Annotated in this window: 13 protein-coding genes; 8 read left to right on the forward strand and 5 right to left on the reverse strand. The window is 41.7% G+C overall.

The window, feature by feature from the left end:
• Positions 1 to 325 precede the first annotated feature (325 nt).
• Entirely contained in the window at positions 326 to 1,045 is a 720-nt protein-coding gene (locus L990_RS05035) for a DUF6261 family protein (protein ID WP_047446185.1), read from the forward strand.
• 96 nt (positions 1,046 to 1,141) lie between these two features.
• Here the strand turns inward: L990_RS05035 and L990_RS05040 are convergent, their stop codons facing one another.
• Entirely contained in the window at positions 1,142 to 3,745 is a 2,604-nt protein-coding gene (locus L990_RS05040) for an ATP-binding protein (protein ID WP_052180752.1), read from the reverse strand.
• 114 nt (positions 3,746 to 3,859) lie between these two features.
• Positions 3,860 to 4,630 carry a helix-turn-helix transcriptional regulator gene (locus L990_RS05045; RefSeq protein WP_047446187.1) on the reverse strand — a complete coding sequence of 257 codons (771 nt, stop codon included), beginning with the start codon at positions 4,628 to 4,630 and terminating at the stop codon, positions 3,860 to 3,862.
• A 176-nt stretch (positions 4,631 to 4,806) separates the two neighbouring features.
• Between L990_RS05045 and L990_RS05050 the strand changes: the two genes are divergently transcribed.
• Entirely contained in the window at positions 4,807 to 5,388 is a 582-nt protein-coding gene (locus L990_RS05050; RefSeq protein WP_231562248.1) for a DUF1349 domain-containing protein, read from the forward strand.
• Positions 5,389 to 5,464: 76 nt separating this feature from the next.
• On the opposite strand, the gene L990_RS05055 is transcribed toward L990_RS05050, so the two are convergent.
• Entirely contained in the window at positions 5,465 to 5,854 is a 390-nt protein-coding gene (locus tag L990_RS05055; RefSeq protein ID WP_047446191.1) for a hypothetical protein, read from the reverse strand.
• Between the two features lie 418 nt (positions 5,855 to 6,272).
• Between L990_RS05055 and L990_RS05060 the strand changes: the two genes are divergently transcribed.
• Together L990_RS05060 and L990_RS05065 are read left to right on the forward strand one after the other, a co-directional pair.
• Positions 6,273 to 6,710, forward strand: coding sequence for an OsmC family protein (locus L990_RS05060; protein ID WP_047446193.1), 438 nt, complete (start codon positions 6,273 to 6,275; stop codon positions 6,708 to 6,710).
• A 326-nt stretch (positions 6,711 to 7,036) separates the two neighbouring features.
• The gene (locus tag L990_RS05065; protein WP_081981601.1) at positions 7,037 to 8,716 is read left to right on the forward strand and encodes a DUF4153 domain-containing protein; all 1,680 of its coding nucleotides are present in this window, start codon (positions 7,037 to 7,039) and stop codon (positions 8,714 to 8,716) included.
• 73 nt (positions 8,717 to 8,789) lie between these two features.
• Here L990_RS05065 and L990_RS19105 read toward each other — a convergent pair whose 3' ends face one another.
• Together L990_RS19105 and L990_RS19110 are read right to left on the reverse strand one after the other, a co-directional pair.
• Positions 8,790 to 10,445 carry a M20/M25/M40 family metallo-hydrolase gene (locus L990_RS19105; protein WP_197057238.1) on the reverse strand — a complete coding sequence of 552 codons (1,656 nt, stop codon included), beginning with the start codon at positions 10,443 to 10,445 and terminating at the stop codon, positions 8,790 to 8,792.
• Positions 10,446 to 10,556: 111 nt separating this feature from the next.
• Complete coding sequence (locus L990_RS19110; protein ID WP_052180754.1) at positions 10,557 to 12,092, reverse strand: M28 family metallopeptidase; 1,536 nt, start codon at positions 12,090 to 12,092, stop codon at positions 10,557 to 10,559.
• 271 nt (positions 12,093 to 12,363) lie between these two features.
• Between L990_RS19110 and L990_RS05080 the strand changes: the two genes are divergently transcribed.
• The 4 genes from L990_RS05080 (at position 12,364) to L990_RS05095 (ending at position 19,409) form a co-directional block, all read left to right on the forward strand.
• Positions 12,364 to 12,924 carry a TetR/AcrR family transcriptional regulator gene (locus L990_RS05080; RefSeq protein WP_047446196.1) on the forward strand — a complete coding sequence of 187 codons (561 nt, stop codon included), beginning with the start codon at positions 12,364 to 12,366 and terminating at the stop codon, positions 12,922 to 12,924.
• A gap of 70 nt (positions 12,925 to 12,994) precedes the next feature.
• On the forward strand, positions 12,995 to 14,242 hold the full coding sequence (gene fabF, locus L990_RS05085) for a beta-ketoacyl-ACP synthase II (RefSeq protein WP_047446198.1): 1,248 nt from the start codon (positions 12,995 to 12,997) through the stop codon (positions 14,240 to 14,242).
• Between the two features lie 308 nt (positions 14,243 to 14,550).
• Complete coding sequence (locus L990_RS05090) at positions 14,551 to 17,169, forward strand: valine--tRNA ligase (protein WP_047446200.1); 2,619 nt, start codon at positions 14,551 to 14,553, stop codon at positions 17,167 to 17,169.
• Between the two features lie 248 nt (positions 17,170 to 17,417).
• Positions 17,418 to 19,409: a KUP/HAK/KT family potassium transporter gene (locus tag L990_RS05095; protein ID WP_052180755.1), complete on the forward strand. Its 1,992-nt coding sequence runs from the start codon at positions 17,418 to 17,420 to the stop codon at positions 19,407 to 19,409.
• The last annotated feature ends 238 nt before the right edge of the window (positions 19,410 to 19,647 follow it).

Raw genomic sequence — 19,647 nt, forward strand, 5'->3', positions numbered from 1 at the left:
CGGGAGCTAAAACTGAGGCTCGGGAAAGCCCACAGGTTTTCCGGGAGCTAAGACCGAGGCTCAGTAGCTGGCTCCTGCAGCTTCGAGGAGGCATGTATGCGGCAACCTGCTGGTTTAACGCCTTAAAATATAGCTTAGAGGGGTGCTGTACGGCATTAATGCGGTGCAGTGCGGTAAAATCGGCCACGGGGCTGGTTACGTGTAGATGGCGCAAAGCGAAAAGGCAAATGGAGTAGGTAAGCTACCAAGCTATCCCATCGATATTTCTTTTTGTAGCAGTGGAATAGGCGATATTCAGCTGAAGTTTAATTTAAAATAAAATTTAATGAAGCTACTAATTTCGTTAACGTCACTCCTTATCGACTCGCTATTTGCGTATGGTAAGGAGATTATTGGGTACTTTGCCAATGCAGGAGTACCTGAGCTGCTAACATCAAAGCCCTACCTGGCCGCTAAGGAAGCGTATGCCCGGATGGAGCAAGGCTTTAAGAAGGCTCGTAAGAATGCGTACACGCAGGAGCTCCAGGAGCTCGATGCCGAACGAGTCCAAGTGTTTAAGGCAATCCGGAAGCTGGTAACCGGCTACCTTCACTCCGACGAGGAGGAAGAAGTGGCGGCTGCTAAGCGGATCGATTCGCTCTTAGACCATTTTGGGGCTGATTTTCTGTGGCTGTCGTACGCCAAGAAAACGGCAAGCATCAGTAAGTTTTTGTCCGAGATCAAATCTGCAGAGTATGCGCCATCGGTGGCCGTTATGCGGATGGAATCGAAGGTGACAAAGCTGGATACGGTAGAAGGTAAGTTTGAGCGCTCCTACACGCTTAGCGTGGAGGACAAGGCGGCGCACGATGCGGTAGAGTCGGCTTCGGACTCGCGCAGGGAATTCGAGCAGGCCGTGCGCAAGCTGATGAGCTACCTGGAGGTGAAGATGATGGAGGATGAAAATCCGAAGCTCGAAGCCTTGGGCAGAAGCATCACCGCCTATAACACAAAGTTCGAGCAGAACGAGGCAAAGGGCGAAACAAACAAGGAGAGTAAACCCTAGCCTGATGCGCTGCTAAGCTGGCTGATTTTAATCGTAACACCCTTTAAAGAAACTCGAATAGCCGTCCTTTTGGGGCGGCTATTTTGTGTTTTATAATTAATTTTTAATAGAAAGGATTATTAAATTCCAAATTCGTCCATCTTTAAACCTTACTACATTTTCTTCTGTTTTCCAAATTGGGTTGAATCCTTTTTTTATGGCTGCTCTATGTAAGCATCCCATAAGAGAATTTGGATTTATTGGTAGATACTCTTCATTTAATGCCCAATAATATGGAGTGACAAATTCGCTAGATGCAGTATACTTAGAAGCTATAAAAGCATATTGTTCATGTTGTTTTACCTCCGTAAATGTGGTAAGGTCAATGTTTTTACTACTAGAATCCTTTATAAATGCTATTTCTTTACTCGATAATAGTTCTGCGATTTCATCGAAAGTAAAGTCATATTCTTTTCCTTCTATACATACAGGTATTATTGCAATTGACGAAGGATCAACATTAAAAAAAGATAAGTTTTCCGATAAGTATCCTCTTTCTTCGTTGGTTAATGATTCGTGCTGTAATAATTTAAGTTGCTCTTCTGCCCACTTTTTAAGTGTTTCATTCGTAGGTTTATTATTGTATCCTTCTCTAGTTGCCTTTTCTGGATACCTATCAATATACCCAACAATACTAGGATTGTTTTCTCTTCCAAACACAGTGCTAGAAAGCCCATCTACGGTAGGGAATGAAATAAACCAATCATGTCGATTTTGAATGGTTGAAATTGCAGCATAACCAAGTACCTTATCCTGTTCTTTTATAGGTCTTAAAAACTGAGTTATTTTATCTACAAAACTATTGTTCTCTTTACTCGCTTCTCTATAATCAATAAAAGATATGTCTTTAATCCATTTTACTTTATCAAAAGATTCAGATTCTATATTTTGATGAGCAAGTTCATATGGATTTGAATTCAATTGTGTAAAGACATCAACATCTAACCCAGTTGCTATTACAGAAATATAAACTTGAAACGGTATGCTAAATTGAGGATCATTATTTATTTGAATTTTGGATTTGATATAATGACCATTCTCAAAATACTCATTGTCGGGTTTTAGTTTGATTTTTATTTGAGTAGAGATTGATGAATTAAAGTCGTCTGTTGGCCCTTCTCTTCTAAGAGGACGCAATGAGAGACCATTTCTAAAGTGAAGTTGTATTGCATCTGACCTTCCTTTTTCCCAAGGTTTACTTGTAACAATAACTTCACTGGCAATCATAAAAACAGAGAAAAAGCCTATACCATATCTGCCTTTAGATTTAAATCCATTAGATATTAATCCAGGAAATTCTTTTGTTACTAATGAAGAATACCATAAGCTGGTTCCAAAGTCGAGTAAGGTTTCTGTAAGTACCCTTTCAGACATTCCAACACCATTATCCTCTACAATAATCCAAGTTTCTGAATCCTTTTCTTCAACTCGTATATTAATTTTACCCTCAAAACTAGGTTCAAGAAATCTTTTAGCGACAATAGCATCTCTACCATTTTGTATTAACTCTCTTAGTGGTATACTAAAAGGATCACCAGCGCTACCATATAGCTGTTCTCCTCCTAATTTCTTTATTAGGGTACTAATGTCGCTGATATTAATATTTGTAAGACTCGGTGTCCAATTTTTTGTTGGTATATAACGTAATAAGTCTTTAGGTGAATTAGATCCTGCAACTTTCTTGACTTTAAATCCGTTTTCTTTGAGTAAATTATTACAGGAAGAAATTTCTTTTGAAACAACAATGACTGCATCGTAAGCAACCCACCAAGCTGCTTCATCTTTTTCTTCAAATGGATTTGGTGTTATAAATAGCAGTGTTTTTCTGCTTGGGTCTGTATTGTCAATTGTAACTTGTGGTAAATTGCTTTGAGCACTCCAGTACTTGTACGAGTCATTATCTCTCTTTAGAAGGGCAAATAAGTAATCAGGAGTGCGCCCATTATCAAGGTGCGCAGCGTCAGCACACCTAAGTAAACACGCAATTTTTTGTGGATTAATAGACCATTCTTGTGGATAAGGATGAAATGGGGAAATTTGTGATGCTAATTTATACTCAACATCTTCAATGCTCCAATGATGGCTTGCTGCGATATCTGCAATGGTTCTACCGTATTGCTTACGAAGTCTTACGTCTTCTATTAAATAGAAACTTTCGCTGTTATCCCCTGTCCATTCTTGAGTGATAAGATCGATTGCTTTTGATGCATGTAAATTTCTTATTACAATGAAATCTATAGCGTCATAACAATCTTCTTCGTTTTTTATTTGAGGGTTATTGTACTTGTATATTGTTAATGCTTCTTTCCATTCTGATAGTTCTCGTATTCCATCTTTTCCTCCTTTATAAGCATCGTAGCATAGTGCTATATCGTGGAATAAAACAGCACATCCCCATATAAACCCTTCAAGAGGATTTTTTAGAAAATCTTTTCCTGCAATAATGTCTCCAACTCGCCATAGAGCATCTAAATGAGTTATATCATGAAGGGTTAAATTTGGAAAGTCTTTGTAAATCTTTTCAACAATACAGCTGACTTTGTCTCGTGTTTTTAAGAATTCATCTCTTAAGTGTGTTCTTAATTCTTCATTAGGTGCTCCATCATCACATTTGAGTGTGTCATACCATAAATCTGTCTTTTCAATAGTATCTAAATTCATAATATCTGTATAGTTAAATTTTAGTTGAACTGCAAAAGTAAATACTTATATCATTCAGTAAGTTTTTATAATTGATGGTGTTTGTTAAATAATAATTTTATAAAGAAATAGTAACTAAAAAATCCCCATAGCTAAGGCCACCTTTACGGCCTCTGTTGAGTTTTTCACGTTTAGCTTTTCGAGGATGTTCTGGCGGTGGCGGTTGACGGTGTTTAGGCTGATGCACATCTTCTGGGAGATTTCCTTGCTGAGCAGCCCCTGGCTTACGTGCTGCAGCACCTGGCGCTCGCGCTGGGTAAGCAGCTGCGGGCAGCCTTGGTACTGCTCTACGGCTAGGGCATCGCCCGTTTCGTTGTTTACGATGGCCGCACCAATTCCGTGCTGCGGCGCATGGCTACCGCCTGGACTGTAGAGGCAGAGCGCCAGCCACAGGCTGTTGTTGGGGGTGCTGCGCAGGTAAAGGGTTCGGTGCCTAACGTGCTGCCACTGGTGCTGGCTGTTGGATGCCCGTATTAGGCACGAGGTGCTGTACTTAAGGCGCTCGTGCGGCGGTAGGCTTTTAAGAAACTCGAAGAAGCGCAGCTCGAGCAGGTGGCGCTCAAAAAGGTCGTCGGGGTGTATCTGCTGGTAGATTTCATCCTCCCAAATGGAGTCGATAACCTTGGGCTCTAGGCCTACATCGTGCAGGCCAAAGAAGCGGCCAAACGAGCCTGCGCAGATGTAGCTTCTGTCGGCGGCAAGGTCCGACATAACGGCTACGCACTGCTCTACGGTGGCGTAGGCTTTTACCACCTGCAGGCATTGTGCTACCACCTGCTTTTCGTCGGTGCATTTCTCAAAAGTTTGATGGTTGAAGCACGCTTCGAGCTCTCTGATTACGTCCATGGATGGGCAAAATATGGTTATTTTTCAGCATTGCCCGGATGCCGGCAGCGCCTTTTCTTTGCCAAAGATAATCCGAAAAAAAAGAGGAGAGGTGTATGAAGAAGTTTTTACTGGCAGGTGCCGCGTGCATCTGGGGAGCAGCATTTAACAATTTGGACGCGCAAACGCTGGCTAAGATGAGCTGGTTTAACGAGCCGTCGAAGTGGGAGGTAAAGGATGCCGGTACCTTTGTGATGCAGGTGCCAAGTCAAACCGACTACTGGCGCATATCGCATTACGGCTTTACGGTAGACGATGCGCCCTTTTACTACGCCCTATATGGCGGCGAGTTCGAGGCCAAGGTTAAAATTACCGGCAGCTACAAAACCACCTTCGACCAAATGGGGCTGATGCTGCGCATCGACCATCAGAACTGGATAAAAGCGGGGGTGGAGTTCGTTAACGGAAAGCAAAACGTAAGCACCGTAGTTACCCATACCACCAGCGACTGGAGCGTGGTAGAGCTGGATAAGGCTCCCAAATCTATATGGATAAAGGCGGTACGCAGGCTCGATGCTGTAGAGGTTTCGTACTCGTACGACGATAAGCGCTATACGATGCTTCGCACCTGCTGGCTGCAGGATCGTTGTCCGGTTATGGTTGGGCTAATGGGGGCGTCGCCCGATGGCGAAGGCTTTGAGGCAACCTTCGAGGGATTTGAGGTGAAGCCGCTACCCGATGCCCGTAGGCTGGAGTGGGCCCAAAGGCAGAAGCCATAATCCTTTACAGGCTTTCGATATACGATAATAGCCGTCCTTTGGGGCGGCTATTTTGTTTTTTGCCTATCGCGGTATTTTATACTTGCTGCTTTTGATCCATTACGGCAACTATGGCGTACGAAATCCACAAAACAGACTCTATTGCAATGGCTACAAGGATAGAACTGTTTACGCTGCCTTTAAGCAGCTCGTAGGTTCCCATACAGGCCAGCCCCAGCATCGTAGCCCCAACCGATAGGCAAACAGCCTGACGAACTTTTGAGGAGGGGAGATTTCGGAGCGTAAGCATCAAAATGGCTATTCCCAGCATAAACATCGATGTTCTGCGGGCTAACACCAGCGTTGTGGCAGACGGCTCTAAGCCTAAGTCAAGGACAAAGGAGTCGGAGAAGAAGAATAGCTGGGTAAAGAGGTAGACAAATAGGGCGGATGTCGCAATGCTTACTACTTTGTAGAATGATTTCATGGTAGAAGGTTTAGTAAATGTAATTAGAGGTACTAAATGTTGATGCCGAAGATAGTATTAATCTCCGTTAGGCTGTAGGGGGAGGTGCTTGAAATGTAAACGGATTATTAGCATAATGGATATACCCTACCAATAGATGTCGTTGACTTAATGAAAAACATTCGCTTGGAGAGTCATTAAGTGCTTGCAGCGGTAGCAAAATTGGAATCCAACCGATTCTAAAAAGTGCATAGGAGTAAAATATTTCAATTTTTTTATGCTGAATATTAATGGTTAAGCCCGAATTTTGATTCCTCCATACTATACAATTGAACTTTTTTTTGTAGCATTGTTTACATACTGCACCTATTGAATAGGTCTTAGAATAGAAAAACATTGTAGTATTTCTACATAAGAAACAATAAAAAAACTCAAAAGAATGAAACGCAAAGCATCAGCCAAATGGAATGGTAATGGATTAGAAGGAAAAGGAGTATTAACCTCTACAAGTGGAGTCTTAAATAGCACCCCTTACAGCTTCGCAGCACGCTTTAAAGATGAAGATGGTAAATCTGGGACTAACCCTGAGGAGCTAGTTGCTGCAGCACATGCTGGCTGTTTTACTATGGCTTTAAGCTTTCAAATTGCAGGTGCCGGATTTACTGCTGATGAGCTTGTAACCGATGCGGCGGTTAACTTCGATCAGGGTGAAGGCGGCTTTAGCATAACAGGAATTACGCTAAAGGTTACCGGAAAGGTTTCGGGCATGAGCGAGGAAAAATTCATAGAACTGGCAAACGTAGCCAAAGCAGGTTGCCCCATTTCGAAGGCATTAAGCGCAGTGCCAATTACCCTTGAGGCTAAATTTGTAAAGTAAGTTAGGGTTAGATAATTAAAAAGGCGTAGGCATTGCCTACGCTTTTTTTATGGTATGAGCTTCTGAAAAATAGCAGCCGTTATCCCGAACCCTAAAGAAATGCTATTAACTTACGAATAGATTTACTTTTTATTAGAACGTTAGGTAATTGTTGGCATGTAAGAGGTAAATATTTCAGTAGTAAGGAGAGTTATATGTTTAAGTTAAAGGTATTGCCCTAAAGGGTACGATGGTGTAGTACGAATTTTAAAAGCTGCTTGAGAATACGCTTTTAACCCATAAAAAGTTATATTTAACGGTTACTTCTCACTTAAAATGTAGCAACAATGATGAAGCAGAGGATAGCAAAAGTAGCCCAAGCGCTTACAAATGCCGTGAAGGCTAATCCGATGGAGTGTATATTGGCCTTAGTGGCTGTTGGTATTGGGATGGTCAACATTTACACCTCGAAGTACGGCGACTACCGCCTGTTTTACTACCCTATACTCTTTTTGTTGGCCAACATAGCTAGCAAGCTAACGGCTGGTAGCCCCAAGCGCTGGGCCTACTACGTAGCTTCGCTGCTGCTGCTGGCCATCCTCATATTTTTTGATGTTAAGCCTAGCGATAGCTACTACGTGGTGGCGTTGGGCTGTGTTGCGCTGGCGTACCTTTCGTTTCCAACCTATACGGATAACGAGCGCTTTGCCGAGAACGTGCTTAACAATGTTGTGGCGCTACTATTTGCAGGTATCGTATCAGGGCTCGTATTTCTGCTTGCTGTTTCGATAGAGCTTAGCTTAAGCTACCTGTTCGATCTACAAAGTAGCGGAACGAGTATAGAGTATATCGCCTTATTTGTTTGGGCAGGCTTCTTCCCTATACTATTTTTGGCCTTTAACGACAATAGCTTAAGGTTGAAGCTTAAAAATAACCTTACCGAAATTCTTTTCAACTATATTCTTACGCCTGCTATCATCATCTACATGCTCATTTTCTATGCCTACTTTGTTAAGGTGGCCATTCAGTGGGAACTTCCCAAAGGCAATGTAGCTTATATGGTGTTTGGTTTTGGTATTGCGGCCTACCTGCTTAAGATGGTTTCGTACCTGTTGGCTAAGGAGTATTTCGTTAAGCTGTACCGTAACTTGCCGCTATTTGTGCTGCCTGCTTTGGTGCTTTTCTGGATCGGAACCATCTACCGCGTAAACGAGTATGGCTTTACCGACGATCGCATCTACCTGCTGCTTGGTGGGGTGTTTTTAACGGTTTCATCGTTGGTGCTTATCAGCAATAAGCTGGGACGATACCTGTACCTATCGTTGGGCATCGTAGTGCTGCTATCGGCGTTTACCTACATACCTTTTATGTCGGCCAAGACGTTGGGGATAAAATCGCAGCAGCATCGATTAGAGACCGCCCTACGTACGCTCGGTTACGCTAAGCTGGATAGCACTGTTAGGTTTAAGCCGTTAGCCAGTACGCCCGAAAACAGAAAGCTGGTTAGTACCATTGTTTCCTCTTTTGATTACATCTACTTCCAGGCTGATGCCGAGTATATGAAAAAGAATCTTGGCGTGGTGGATTCGTACCAGCTAAAGGCTGTTCTTACGGAACAAAATTTTGCCATGGCTACGAAGTTTGCGGATAAAAGCAATCGGGTACGAGGTTTGGAGAATTTGAAATCTGAATTTAACGTGGAGGGTTATAAAACATTCGTACAGCTGGAGGCTTACTCTAAAAATGGGAATTACTACAAATCGGAGGGGGCGAACCTAGATATCTACCGTGATAGTAAGAAAATCTTTAGCGCAAATAAGGATTCGCTCCTTAAAGTTCAGCTTGCAAAAGCGGGGGGTGGCCTAAGGGAAGTTCTGGAGAACGATGAAAAGCTGCTAACAGAAAAGCAGCAGCTCCTTTTCCAAATAGATATTCCGGGTGGTGTTGCTTTGGTTAGCAGCTACTACGTTAGGGAGCAGCCCTATAAGGTGGAAAATATTTACCTATATGGGATGTTGGTTAAGTAGATACCGATTAGCGATAAAGATAAAAGTATAGCCGTCCATTTGGGCGGCTATACTTTTTTTATGTCTCTAAGAGCTACTTGTTGGCAATTTCCCAAACGCTAAGAAAACCAAGGCGTATAATATCGGTCATCTTAGTAAGGTTGCATTTGCTAGCCTCATCCGAAGGTTTGTGGTAGTCGGGGTGACGTCCTGTTTCGAAGCTGAGTACCGGAATGTTTTTTTCAGCAAAACTGTCGGAGTCGGTTCCGATAGATGGCTTAGAGTCTGTTTCGTATTCAACCTGAAGGTTTAAGCCATGCTGGTTTATAAATCGCTCTGTGTTGCTTTTTAAATACTCCATCGGAGCAGTATAAGTTACTTTGCAGTAGGTTCCTTTGGCATCTTTTGCCGGATTACGCGAGATCATATCGAAGTTTACGTTGGCAATAATCTTATTGAATAGAGGATTCTTTAAGAAGTGTCGAGATCCAAACATTCCCTCTTCTTCGGCATCCCAAGCGGCAAATACAATGGTGTGCTTTGGCTTTATACCCGTTGCACGGCAGGCTTTGGCTATTTCTAGTAGGGCAGCAACCCCCGAAGCGTTATCGTCGGCGCCATTATAGATAATCCCTTTATATTTTCCAATATGGTCGTAGTGAGCGCCAACTACGACTACTTGGTTGGTATCTTCTCCCTTAATTACTCCTAGAATGTTCTTGCAACCAATAAGCTGCCAGCAGGCTTTTGTGGCTAAGTTAACCTGCTGCTCTTTAATCTCGAAGGAAGCTGGTTTAAGGCTGTTTTTTACGCTGTTTTCGAAATGTAGAATGCTAAAATTGCTAGCTGCTAGTAATGCGTTGGCTACTCTTTGGCTGATAGTAAAACCTGCCAGAGCTTTTTCCATCGTGTCTTTAAGAGGAATAATCATTTTTAGAAAGTTAACCTCGTTTTCAGGGTTGGTGTCGCTCTCGTAGGGGCCTAGGTTATACCTAAAAATGTTACTAGCCTGGTAGATTAATGATTCGTTCAACGTATTTACTTCGAGACAACCCACAGCGCCATGCTCTAAAGCATATCGGTTCTTATCGAATTCAAAGTTCATATACTGATACGGATTGCTTCTTTCTACCTTAAACTTCTTATAGCCAATGGATGTTGTGTCGTTATGTCCTGGATATCCTCTAAGGCGAAGTACAACCTTCCCTTTTACATCAATTCCCTTATAATCGTCGTAGCCATTCTTTGTATCGGTTAGTCCGTACCCTACAAAAACGATGGGGGCGGTTATCGACATGGAGCGAAAAGGATGGCCTATAAAATCGCTGGTTGTAAAATCGGTATTGAATTTGAAGTTTTCCACAATACTAGCAGCCCCCTGTTTGCCTGTAATTACTAGCGTTTGCTCGTTGGATTTATCTAGCAGCAGTAGCCCAAAATTCTGGAAGTAGCGGTTTTTGGGATATTGCATATTTTCGATTGCAGCAAAAGGGTCGTAAAGTTTTTCTATAGGCTGTAAACCATACAGCTGAAACATGCTGGATAAGTAGTCAGCCGCATTGGCGTGCCCTTTGGATGATATTTCTCGTCCCTCCATCCAATCCGACGAAAGGTAGGTTAGGATAGCCTGAGAGCCGTCTTTACTAATTACGTTTAATCCCTTTTCTTCGGGGGATATCTGCCCGTACCCTTCTGTACATAGCAGAGTAGCTATGGTAGTCAATAATTTTGTGAACTTTGATAATTTCATGCTATATGTTTTAAAGAGGATTAAGACCTCTTGGTTTTGCTGCATATTTAGTAATCAAAATCTTTGGTTGGTGGATGTAATACTTGAATATGCTGATTGCTACTATTGGCATTAATTAGAGTTAGCCAACTCCCAAACGAGGTAGTAGGTAAAGGTGGCAATCCGTTCTAATCTTTTAAAGTTAATCTTATCAACTTCATCAGTTGGTTTATGGTAGTCGGGGTGCATGCCTGTTGTAATGGCAATAGCAGGGATTCCTTTTTGGACAAAGGGTGCATGATCCGAACCATTTTTCCAAAGCTCTCGGTCGTGGTCGTTCAGATCTACTGATAAATCTATTTTGGCCATTTTTGCGGCTTTTTTAATATGTTTTTGCTGAGTTAAGGAGTCGCCAAGGGGAATAGTATAGGCGTACATGTCCCATTCTGTATGCTCAGAATCGGTTCTTCCTACCATATCAAGGTTTACATTTGCCTTTATTTTATCGAGAGGTGCAATTGGATTTTCTAGCATTGCTTTAGAGCCAAGTAGCCCCGCTTCTTCTCCTGTAAATGCTGTAAAAATGATGGTTCGCTGCGGTTGAAAGCCTTGCTTTTTGGCCTCTGCAAAAAGCCTTGCCACTTCCATTATGGCTGATGTTCCAGAACCATTATCGTCGGCACCGTTGCAAATGGAATCGGCTTTAGCCTCTTCTTTCTTTTTTTTACTTTGAATGCCAATATGGTCGAAGTGCGCGCTGATAAATATTACCTCATCCTTTTTAGTAGTACCCTCCATCTTCGCAACTACGTTTGATACCTTTCTGAAGCGAATCATGTCAGAATGGGCAGTTCCGTCAACTACAAATTCTTTTCCTACCTCGGTGGTGTTGTAAGCGTTGCTAATGGTTAAAGTAGTGTCGCTGAAAAGGTGTTTTAGCACCTGTTCGTTGGATATAAACAGAGTTACGTTCGGATTTTTTCTAACAAACGAAAGTGCTTTTGCGTAGCAAATATTCTGATTCAGAGAAATTGCCTCTTTATACCAGCCAAGTAGTAGCGTATCGCTTTCTTTTCTGCGAAGTGCTGCTCTAGAGAAAAGAAGGCTTAAGCGTTCTTTATTATAGGCCTTGTATTGCTCCTTGTTTAGGATTAGCATAAAGCGTTGAATGGAGGGATGCTCCTTGATGCTTCTGGATGTTTGGGCAATTGCACTGTCGAGAGACGTGCTGACAACTACTTTTACACCATTCGATTTAATGCTATCTACGCTACCTAAGTAAGGGGTGAAACTTAGATTGGTAATATTTTTGGTTGATACGATATGCATTTCGGTATAGGGCGAAATTTCTAGGTTGCTTTCTTTTATTCGAATTTTATATCCGGTGGGGAAGCTGGAACTTATTAAGTCGAAAGAGTTGTAGTAAGGCGTGTTTTTATCGTTAGATGCTCCGCTGAGTTCAAGTTGCATGAAGTGTTTTGCAATGAAGTTGGCTGCAACTTGCTGCTCTTGACTTCCTGTTGCACGTCCCTTTAGGCTGTCGGCTGCAAGAAATGTTAGCGTTTTACGAAGGCTGTCCGCTGACGCTTTTTGTTTCAGTACATCAATCTGAGCTTGTGCCGAAAAGCAGCTTAAGCAGCAGAGTGTTGCAATAATTCTTTTTGTCATATAGCGTATTTATTGGGTTAGATTTTAGGCCTAGAATAGCTAGTAAGTAGGTATCTTCTGAAATCTAGAGATGCTATATTTAGAATTGCTTATTTAATAGTTATCCTAGGGAATAATCAAAGTAAGTTAAAATTAAGGCATAATGCAAGGTTGGAAGATGATTTGCACCAATAAAACGAGCTGTTTTTTGAAGGTTTCACTAAAAAAGTTCAAATAAAACTTGCTCCTTACTTATTAGTAAGTATATTTGAATCGTTATGAAATAAGAAATATGTCTGTAACAAGAGAAAAAATATTGGAGTTAGGCGAAAATCTTATCCGTACTAAGGGGTATAACGCCTTTAGTTATCAGGATATTTCGTCTGAGTTGGGCATAAAAAATGCAGCCGTTCACTACTACTTTCCATCCAAAGAGAATTTGGGCACCAGCATTGTAAAAACCAATATTCAGAGGTTCGAGGAGATGGTAGATAACATGCATAGCCGTAAGTTTGACGAGTGGCAGCAGCTTGATTCTTTTATTAAGATTTATGTAAAAAGCTACCGCGAGCAAAAAAAGTGCCTAGTCGGCTCGCTAAGTCCTGACTATAGTACGCTAAGCGATACTACGAAGCAGGAGTTAAAGCGTATGATTGATATTATTTTAAAGTGGCTTACCGAACTTTTAGATAGCGGAAGGGCCAAGAATATGTTCAACTACAATGACGACCCGACAAGCAAGGCGTTGACTATCTTTTCGAGTTTGGTGGCCAGCTTGCAGCTGTCGGGTATCGTTGAAAAGGTTGATTATAAAAGTTTTTGTCAGTCAATACTTGATGACCTAAAACCATAATATAATTGCGTCAGGGGCCTACAGATAGTGGGTAAACGGGCGTTTTCATTTGAAACAAAAACAAGCAAATATGAGAAGAGCCGTAATTACAGGATTAGGAGCAGTTACTCCGTTAGGTAATTGTGTTGGTGAATTTTGGAAAAATTTGGTTGGTGGGAAAAGTGGTGCTGCCCCAATTACTAAATTCGACGCATCGCATCATAAAACAAAGTTTGCCTGTGAGGTTAAGAATTTTGATCCTTTGCAATATTTTGAAAAAGGGGAGGTGCGAAAAACTGACCTATATACTCAATATGCCATTGCTGCTGCTGATGAATGCATTAAAGATTCGGGGTTGAATCTTAACGAGTGCGATTTAAATAGAGTTGGGGTTATCCTAGCAACAGGAATAGGTGGCATTCAAACATTTGAGGATGAAGTGCTAAACTACGGTGAAAGTAAGGAGAATCCACGATTTAATCCATTCTTTATCACCAAGATGATATCCAATATTGCCGCAGGTCAAATATCAATTCGCTATGGGCTACACGGTATTAGCTATGCAGTCTCATCGGCCTGCGCCGCATCTAACAATGCCATAGGAACAGCTCTAGACCTTATACGAATGGGAAGGGCAAATATTATCATTGCAGGAGGTTCTGAGGCTTCCATAACACCATCTGCAATTGGCGGTTTTAATTCGATGAAGGCGTTGTCTACTTCGAATGATGTACCAAAAGCCGCTTCGCGCCCATTTGATGCCTCGCGTGATGGTTTTGTTGCAGGAGAGGGTTCTGGCGTGCTGATGATTGAGGAGCTGGAGCATGCGCTAAAAAGGGGAGCCAAAATCTACTGCGAGCTGGTAGGATACGGAGCCGCTTCTGATGCTTACCATGTGGCTGCAACTCATCCGGAAGGATTAGGAGCAATATTGGCAATGGAGGGAGCGTTGGCTGATGCTGGTTTGACTCCAAGTGATGTAACCTACATTAATGCGCATGCAACGTCGACGCCTGTCGGTGATATTAGCGAATGTAAGGCGATAGAACAGGTATTTAAGGAATCCTTAGATAAAATAAATGTTAGCGCCACAAAATCGATGACTGGCCATTTACTAGGTGCTGCAGGAGCTATAGAAGCTATAGCCTGTATTAAATCAATTGCGGATGGAGTAATACCTCCAACGATAAACTTGAATGAGGTTGATCCAGCCATCAGCTCGAAGTTAAACTTTACGCCACTTCAATCGTGCGAGCGAGAAGTATTGGTAGCGCTCAATAATACATTTGGATTTGGAGGCCATACGTCTACAACTGTATTTAAAAAGTATAAAGGATAGGCTGTGGTGGCTTATTTTTAAATAAACTTAACGACAGAACGAAAGAGAGACTCTTTTGATTTTATAAAGAACATGGACACAATCGTTGCGTCCATGTTTTTTATATGAAAGTATTTGGAGGTGGTGGATACTGCTGCTTTTCATTAATTATTAAGTGTTTCATTCGTATTTAAATGTGTGATTTTTGTCGATTTATTTAACTTCTTTTCAGCAATCTCATGAGCCAATCAAGGCTAATTGTACTGGCTAAAACTCTATTTTTACTATATTTGCGACTTCCGATTAATAAAAGATAATTTAAAAGTTTTATGGAAATCCCAGCAAAGTACAATCCGTCTGAAACAGAGGATAAATGGTATAAGTACTGGATGGATAAGGGCTTCTTCCGTTCAGTTCCTGATGAAAGAGAGCCTTATACAGTGGTCATCCCTCCCCCAAACGTAACAGGAGTGTTACATATGGGACATATGCTTAACAATACCATTCAGGATGTACTGGTCCGTCGTGCCCGTATGATGGGTAAGAATGCGTGCTGGGTACCAGGAACCGACCATGCATCTATTGCTACCGAGGCAAAGGTGGTGGCAAAACTTCGTGCAGAGGGCATCGAGAAGTCGAGCCTTACCCGCGAAGCGTTTTTAGAGCATGCATGGGAATGGAAAGAAAAGCATGGTGGTATTATTCTAGAGCAGCTTAAGAAGCTGGGCGCTTCGTGCGACTGGGATCGTACCCGTTTCACCATGGACCCAAAGCTTTCGGAAAGCGTTCTAAAGGTATTCGTAGACCTATATAATAAGGGGCTTATTTACCGCGGCGTTCGCATGGTAAACTGGGATCCTTCGGCACAAACAGCACTATCTGACGAGGAGGTAATCTACAAGGAGGTTCAAAGCAAGCTATACTACCTACGCTATTTTATAGAAGGGGATGATAGCTATATTGTAGTTGCAACAACTCGTCCAGAAACAATTTTGGGGGATACTGCCGTGTGCGTTAACCCTAATGATCCTCGTTTTTCCCATTTAAAAGGGAAAAAGGTGATTGTTCCGCTGGTAAACCGTGCAATTCCAATTATTGAAGATGAGTACGTCGATATCGAATTTGGTACAGGTGCGCTTAAGGTTACGCCTGCTCACGATGTAAACGACTACATGCTTGGTGAAAAGTTTAACTTAGAGGTTATTGATATCTTTAACGACAACGGAACCATCAACGAAAAGGGCGTACTTTATGTTGGGCAAGATCGTTTTGACGTTCGTAAGCAGATTGCTACAGATCTAGAGGCTGCAGGCCTTATGGAAAAGGTGGAAGACTATACCAACAAGGTAGGGTACTCCGAGCGTACTGATGCGGTTATCGAACCTAAGCTTTCGATGCAGTGGTTTCTAAAGATGGAACAGCTCGCTAAGCCTGCACTTGATGCCGTTATGAATGATGAAATTGTTCTTCACCCTGCGAAGTTCAAGAATACTTATCGCCACTGGATGGAGAATGTGAAGGATTGGTGTGTGTCGCGTCAGCTTTGGTGGGGGCATCGTATCCCTGCTTACTACCTTCCTCAAGGTGGATATGTGGTTGCCGAAACAGAAGCAGAAGTGCTTGAATTGGCAAAGGCTAAGAGTGGAAATGCCAACCTTACCATGGCAGATCTTCGTCAGGATGAGGATGTGCTTGACACTTGGTTCTCTTCATGGCTATGGCCAATTTCCGTTTTTGATGGATTGACCGATCCTGAGAATGCTGATATAAAATACTACTATCCAACCAATGATCTTGTAACTGCACCCGAAATCCTATTCTTCTGGGTAGCCCGTATGATTATTGCAGGATACGAGTGGGAGGGTAAGATGCCGTTCAAAAACGTTTATCTAACAGGTATCGTTCGCGATAAGTTAGGCCGTAAGATGTCGAAGTCGTTGGGTAACTCGCCCGATCCGCTCGATCTTATTGCGAAATATGGAGCCGATGGCGTTCGCCTTGGAATGCTGCTTTCGTCGCCAGCGGGTAACGACCTGCCATACGACGATTCGATGCCAGAGCAAGGACGTAACTTCGGAAACAAGATATGGAATGCGTTCCGCCTTGTTCAAGGATGGAATGTTGACGCCAACATCGCTCAGCCAGAATCTGCAAAAGTTACAGTTGAGTGGTTTAATAGCTTACTAAGTAGAAGCATTAAGGAAATTGATGAGCAGTTCGCCAACTTCCGCATTTCGGAAGCTTTAATGCAGGTGTACAAGTTATTCTGGGACGAGTTTTCGGCTTGGTACCTAGAGCTGGTTAAACCTGCTTACGGTTCGCCAATTGATGCCAAGACCTACAAGGCTACACTTGAGATCTTTGATAAGATGCTTAAACTGCTTCATCCGTTTATGCCATTCATCACCGAGGAGATTTGGCACTATTTCACAGAGCGTAAGGATGGCGAAAGCATCATGATGGCACAGATGCCTACAGCTGGTGAGTACAACGAGCAGCTAATTGCCGATGTTGAGTTTGCCAAGGAGGTAATTGCTAACCTTCGTACAATCCGTAAAGATAAGAATATCCCACAAAAGGATAGCCTTGAGCTGTTTTACAATGGAGAGATGAACCCTGCTGTAATCAGCCTAATTGTTAAGTTGGGCAACCTAACGGAGGTAAAGGTTACGGATGTTAAGGTTGATGGAGCATCTTCGTTCCTTGTAAAAACCACTGAGTTTTTTGTGCCGCTAGGCGATAAACTTGACGTGGAAGAGGAGTTAAAGAAGCTTTCAGCAGAACTTGAGTATACCAAAGGTTTCCTTAATTCGGTTATGAAGAAGCTATCAAACGAGAAGTTTGTAAATAGTGCTCCAGAAGCAGTCGTTAATGGCGAACGTAAGAAGCAGGCCGATGCCGAAGCAAAAATTGTCGCACTCGAAGCTCAAATTGCACAGTTGAAGTAGTTTAACTTAGCTTACATAATTAAAGTCCGGAGAGCTTTCTCTGGACTTTTTTGTTTTATTGTTGATGGAATAATAAAATCTAAAAATTTTATACTTTTTTTAATTTTAGGAGAATAATGAGACGGTAATGCTATTACATTTGCCACGTTTTTTGCCTTTGATTTGAGGCATTTGAATTTGTAATCAAAAGTTGAATTTAAAGCACACAAACACAAAAAAACTTTTATTTTTTACATTGAAAAGCATATATGGGCTCACACGGCAATCATGGTCTTAAGCTTTCGCTTTCGGGGTTAATTATTACGCTAGGTATTGTTTATGGCGATATCGGAACATCGCCATTGTACACTTTTAAAGCCATCACCAGTGGGTTAAGTGTACTAAAACCAGAGTATATTTATGGCGCTGTTTCGTTGGTTATCTGGACATTAACCATACTAACAACCATAAAGTACGTTACTTTTACATTAAAAGCAGACAATAAGGGGGAAGGAGGTATTTTTTCTTTATTTGCACTAATTCGTCGCAGAGCTCCTAAAGCTTATCTTTTAGCATTGATAGGAGGTAGTGCGCTACTTGCAGATGGTATAATAACTCCGGCTATTACTGTTACTACATCTGTTGAAGGGCTTTCTGTCGTAAATCCAGATCTTCCCGTAATTCCAATTGTGATTGGAATTATTACCAGCTTATTTATGCTTCAGCAGTTTGGAACTAAATTTCTTGGACGATCTTTTGGACCAATCATGTTTGGTTGGTTTATGATGCTGGCCATTTTAGGCTTAACGCAGGTCGTTCATCATCCGGCTATTTTAAAGTCGTTGAATCCTTACTACGGCTACGTGCTACTTCGTGATTATCCTGGAGCCATAATTTTGATGGGAGCTGTATTTTTAGCAACTACAGGGGCGGAGGCATTGTACTCAGATTTGGGGCACGTAGGAGCAAAGAATATCCGATATTCTTGGATTTTTGTTAAAATTACGCTGATCTTAAACTACATGGGACAAGGTGCTTGGGTTCTTGAGCATCCTGAAAAATTTAACAAGGTATCTAGTATTTTCTACTCGTTGATGCCCAGCTGGTTTATTATTCCTGGTATCATAATCTCTACCTCAGCAGCGGTTATCGCAAGTCAGGCCTTAATTAGCGGATCTTTTACGCTTATTAGCGAGGCAATATCATTACGTTTTTGGCCTCGTCAAAAGCTGCGCTATCCTTCAGATGTTAAAGGGCAGGTTTACGTTCCTTCTATTAACTGGATGCTATGGGCTTTTTGTCTTTTTGTGGTACTTTATTTTAGGAGTTCCAGCAATATGGAGGCAGCGTATGGCTTGGCTATTACCATTACAATGCTTTCAACTACGCTTTTGATGTCGATGTGGCTTCGATATAAGAAGGTAAATCCCATTTTCATATGGACTTTCCTTGCTGTATTTCTTACGATTGAGGGAACGTTCTTCATTGCTAATGTCACCAAATTTATGCATGGAGGTTGGTTTTCCGTATTGATGGCCTTAGTTTTTATTACCATAATGTATGTTTGGTATAATGGGCGTAAGATCAAGAATAGCTTCTTGCAATTCATCAAGCTTAAGCCATACATCCCGATGCTTCATGATATATCGTTGGATAAAAGTATTCCGAAGCATGCTACTCACTTGGTTTACATTACTCGTGCAAACAATGTGGATGAAATAGAGTCTAAGATTATCTACTCCATCATAAACAAGCAGCCTAAAAGGGCCGATGTATACTGGTTTCTACATGTAGATGTTCTTGATGAGCCGAATGTCTTTGAATATAAGGTTAATACATTCGATACAGGCAAGATATACAAAATTGATTTGCGGTTAGGTTTTAAGGTTGAACCAAAGATTGGGGTTTACTTTAGGCAGGTAATTGAGGATATGGTAAAAAATAACGAAGTTGATATTTTGAGCCGCTATCAATCGTTGAGAAGCCACAATATCATGGGAGATTTTAAGTATATCTTTATTGATCGAATTGTAAATAACGTACATGAGTTTAATAACCACCAGAAATTTGTGATGCAGGTTTACAACCTAATTAGAAAGATTAGCATCCCAGATTGGAAGGCGTTAGGTTTAGATACTAGTAATGTGTATGTTGATAGAATTCCTCTTAACATAGAGCATCGACCCAATAGAATTATGCGGCGATGTGGGCAAGATTTTACAGGAGATGGAGGTGGAAAACCAGAGTGTACCTGCAAGTAGTATTAGATTAAAATAAAAATTCCCCCAGCGTTGAAGTTCTAACGTTGGGGGAATTTTATTTTAGCCATTTTGTTTAAGGTGATGAACTTTAATAGTTTTTTTTAAACTAAACCCCTGCATATTCGTTTTATAAGGGAAGTTATGTGGAAGATTTAAAGAGAAGCTGAAATGCAGTCTTTCAGTTTAAATGGTTTCTACTTTAACTATTCGGAAAGTGATTAGTTTAATGGGATGTTTT

The sequence above is a fragment of the Alistipes sp. ZOR0009 genome (assembly GCF_000798815.1).
Lineage (GTDB): Bacteria > Bacteroidota > Bacteroidia > Bacteroidales > ZOR0009 > Acetobacteroides.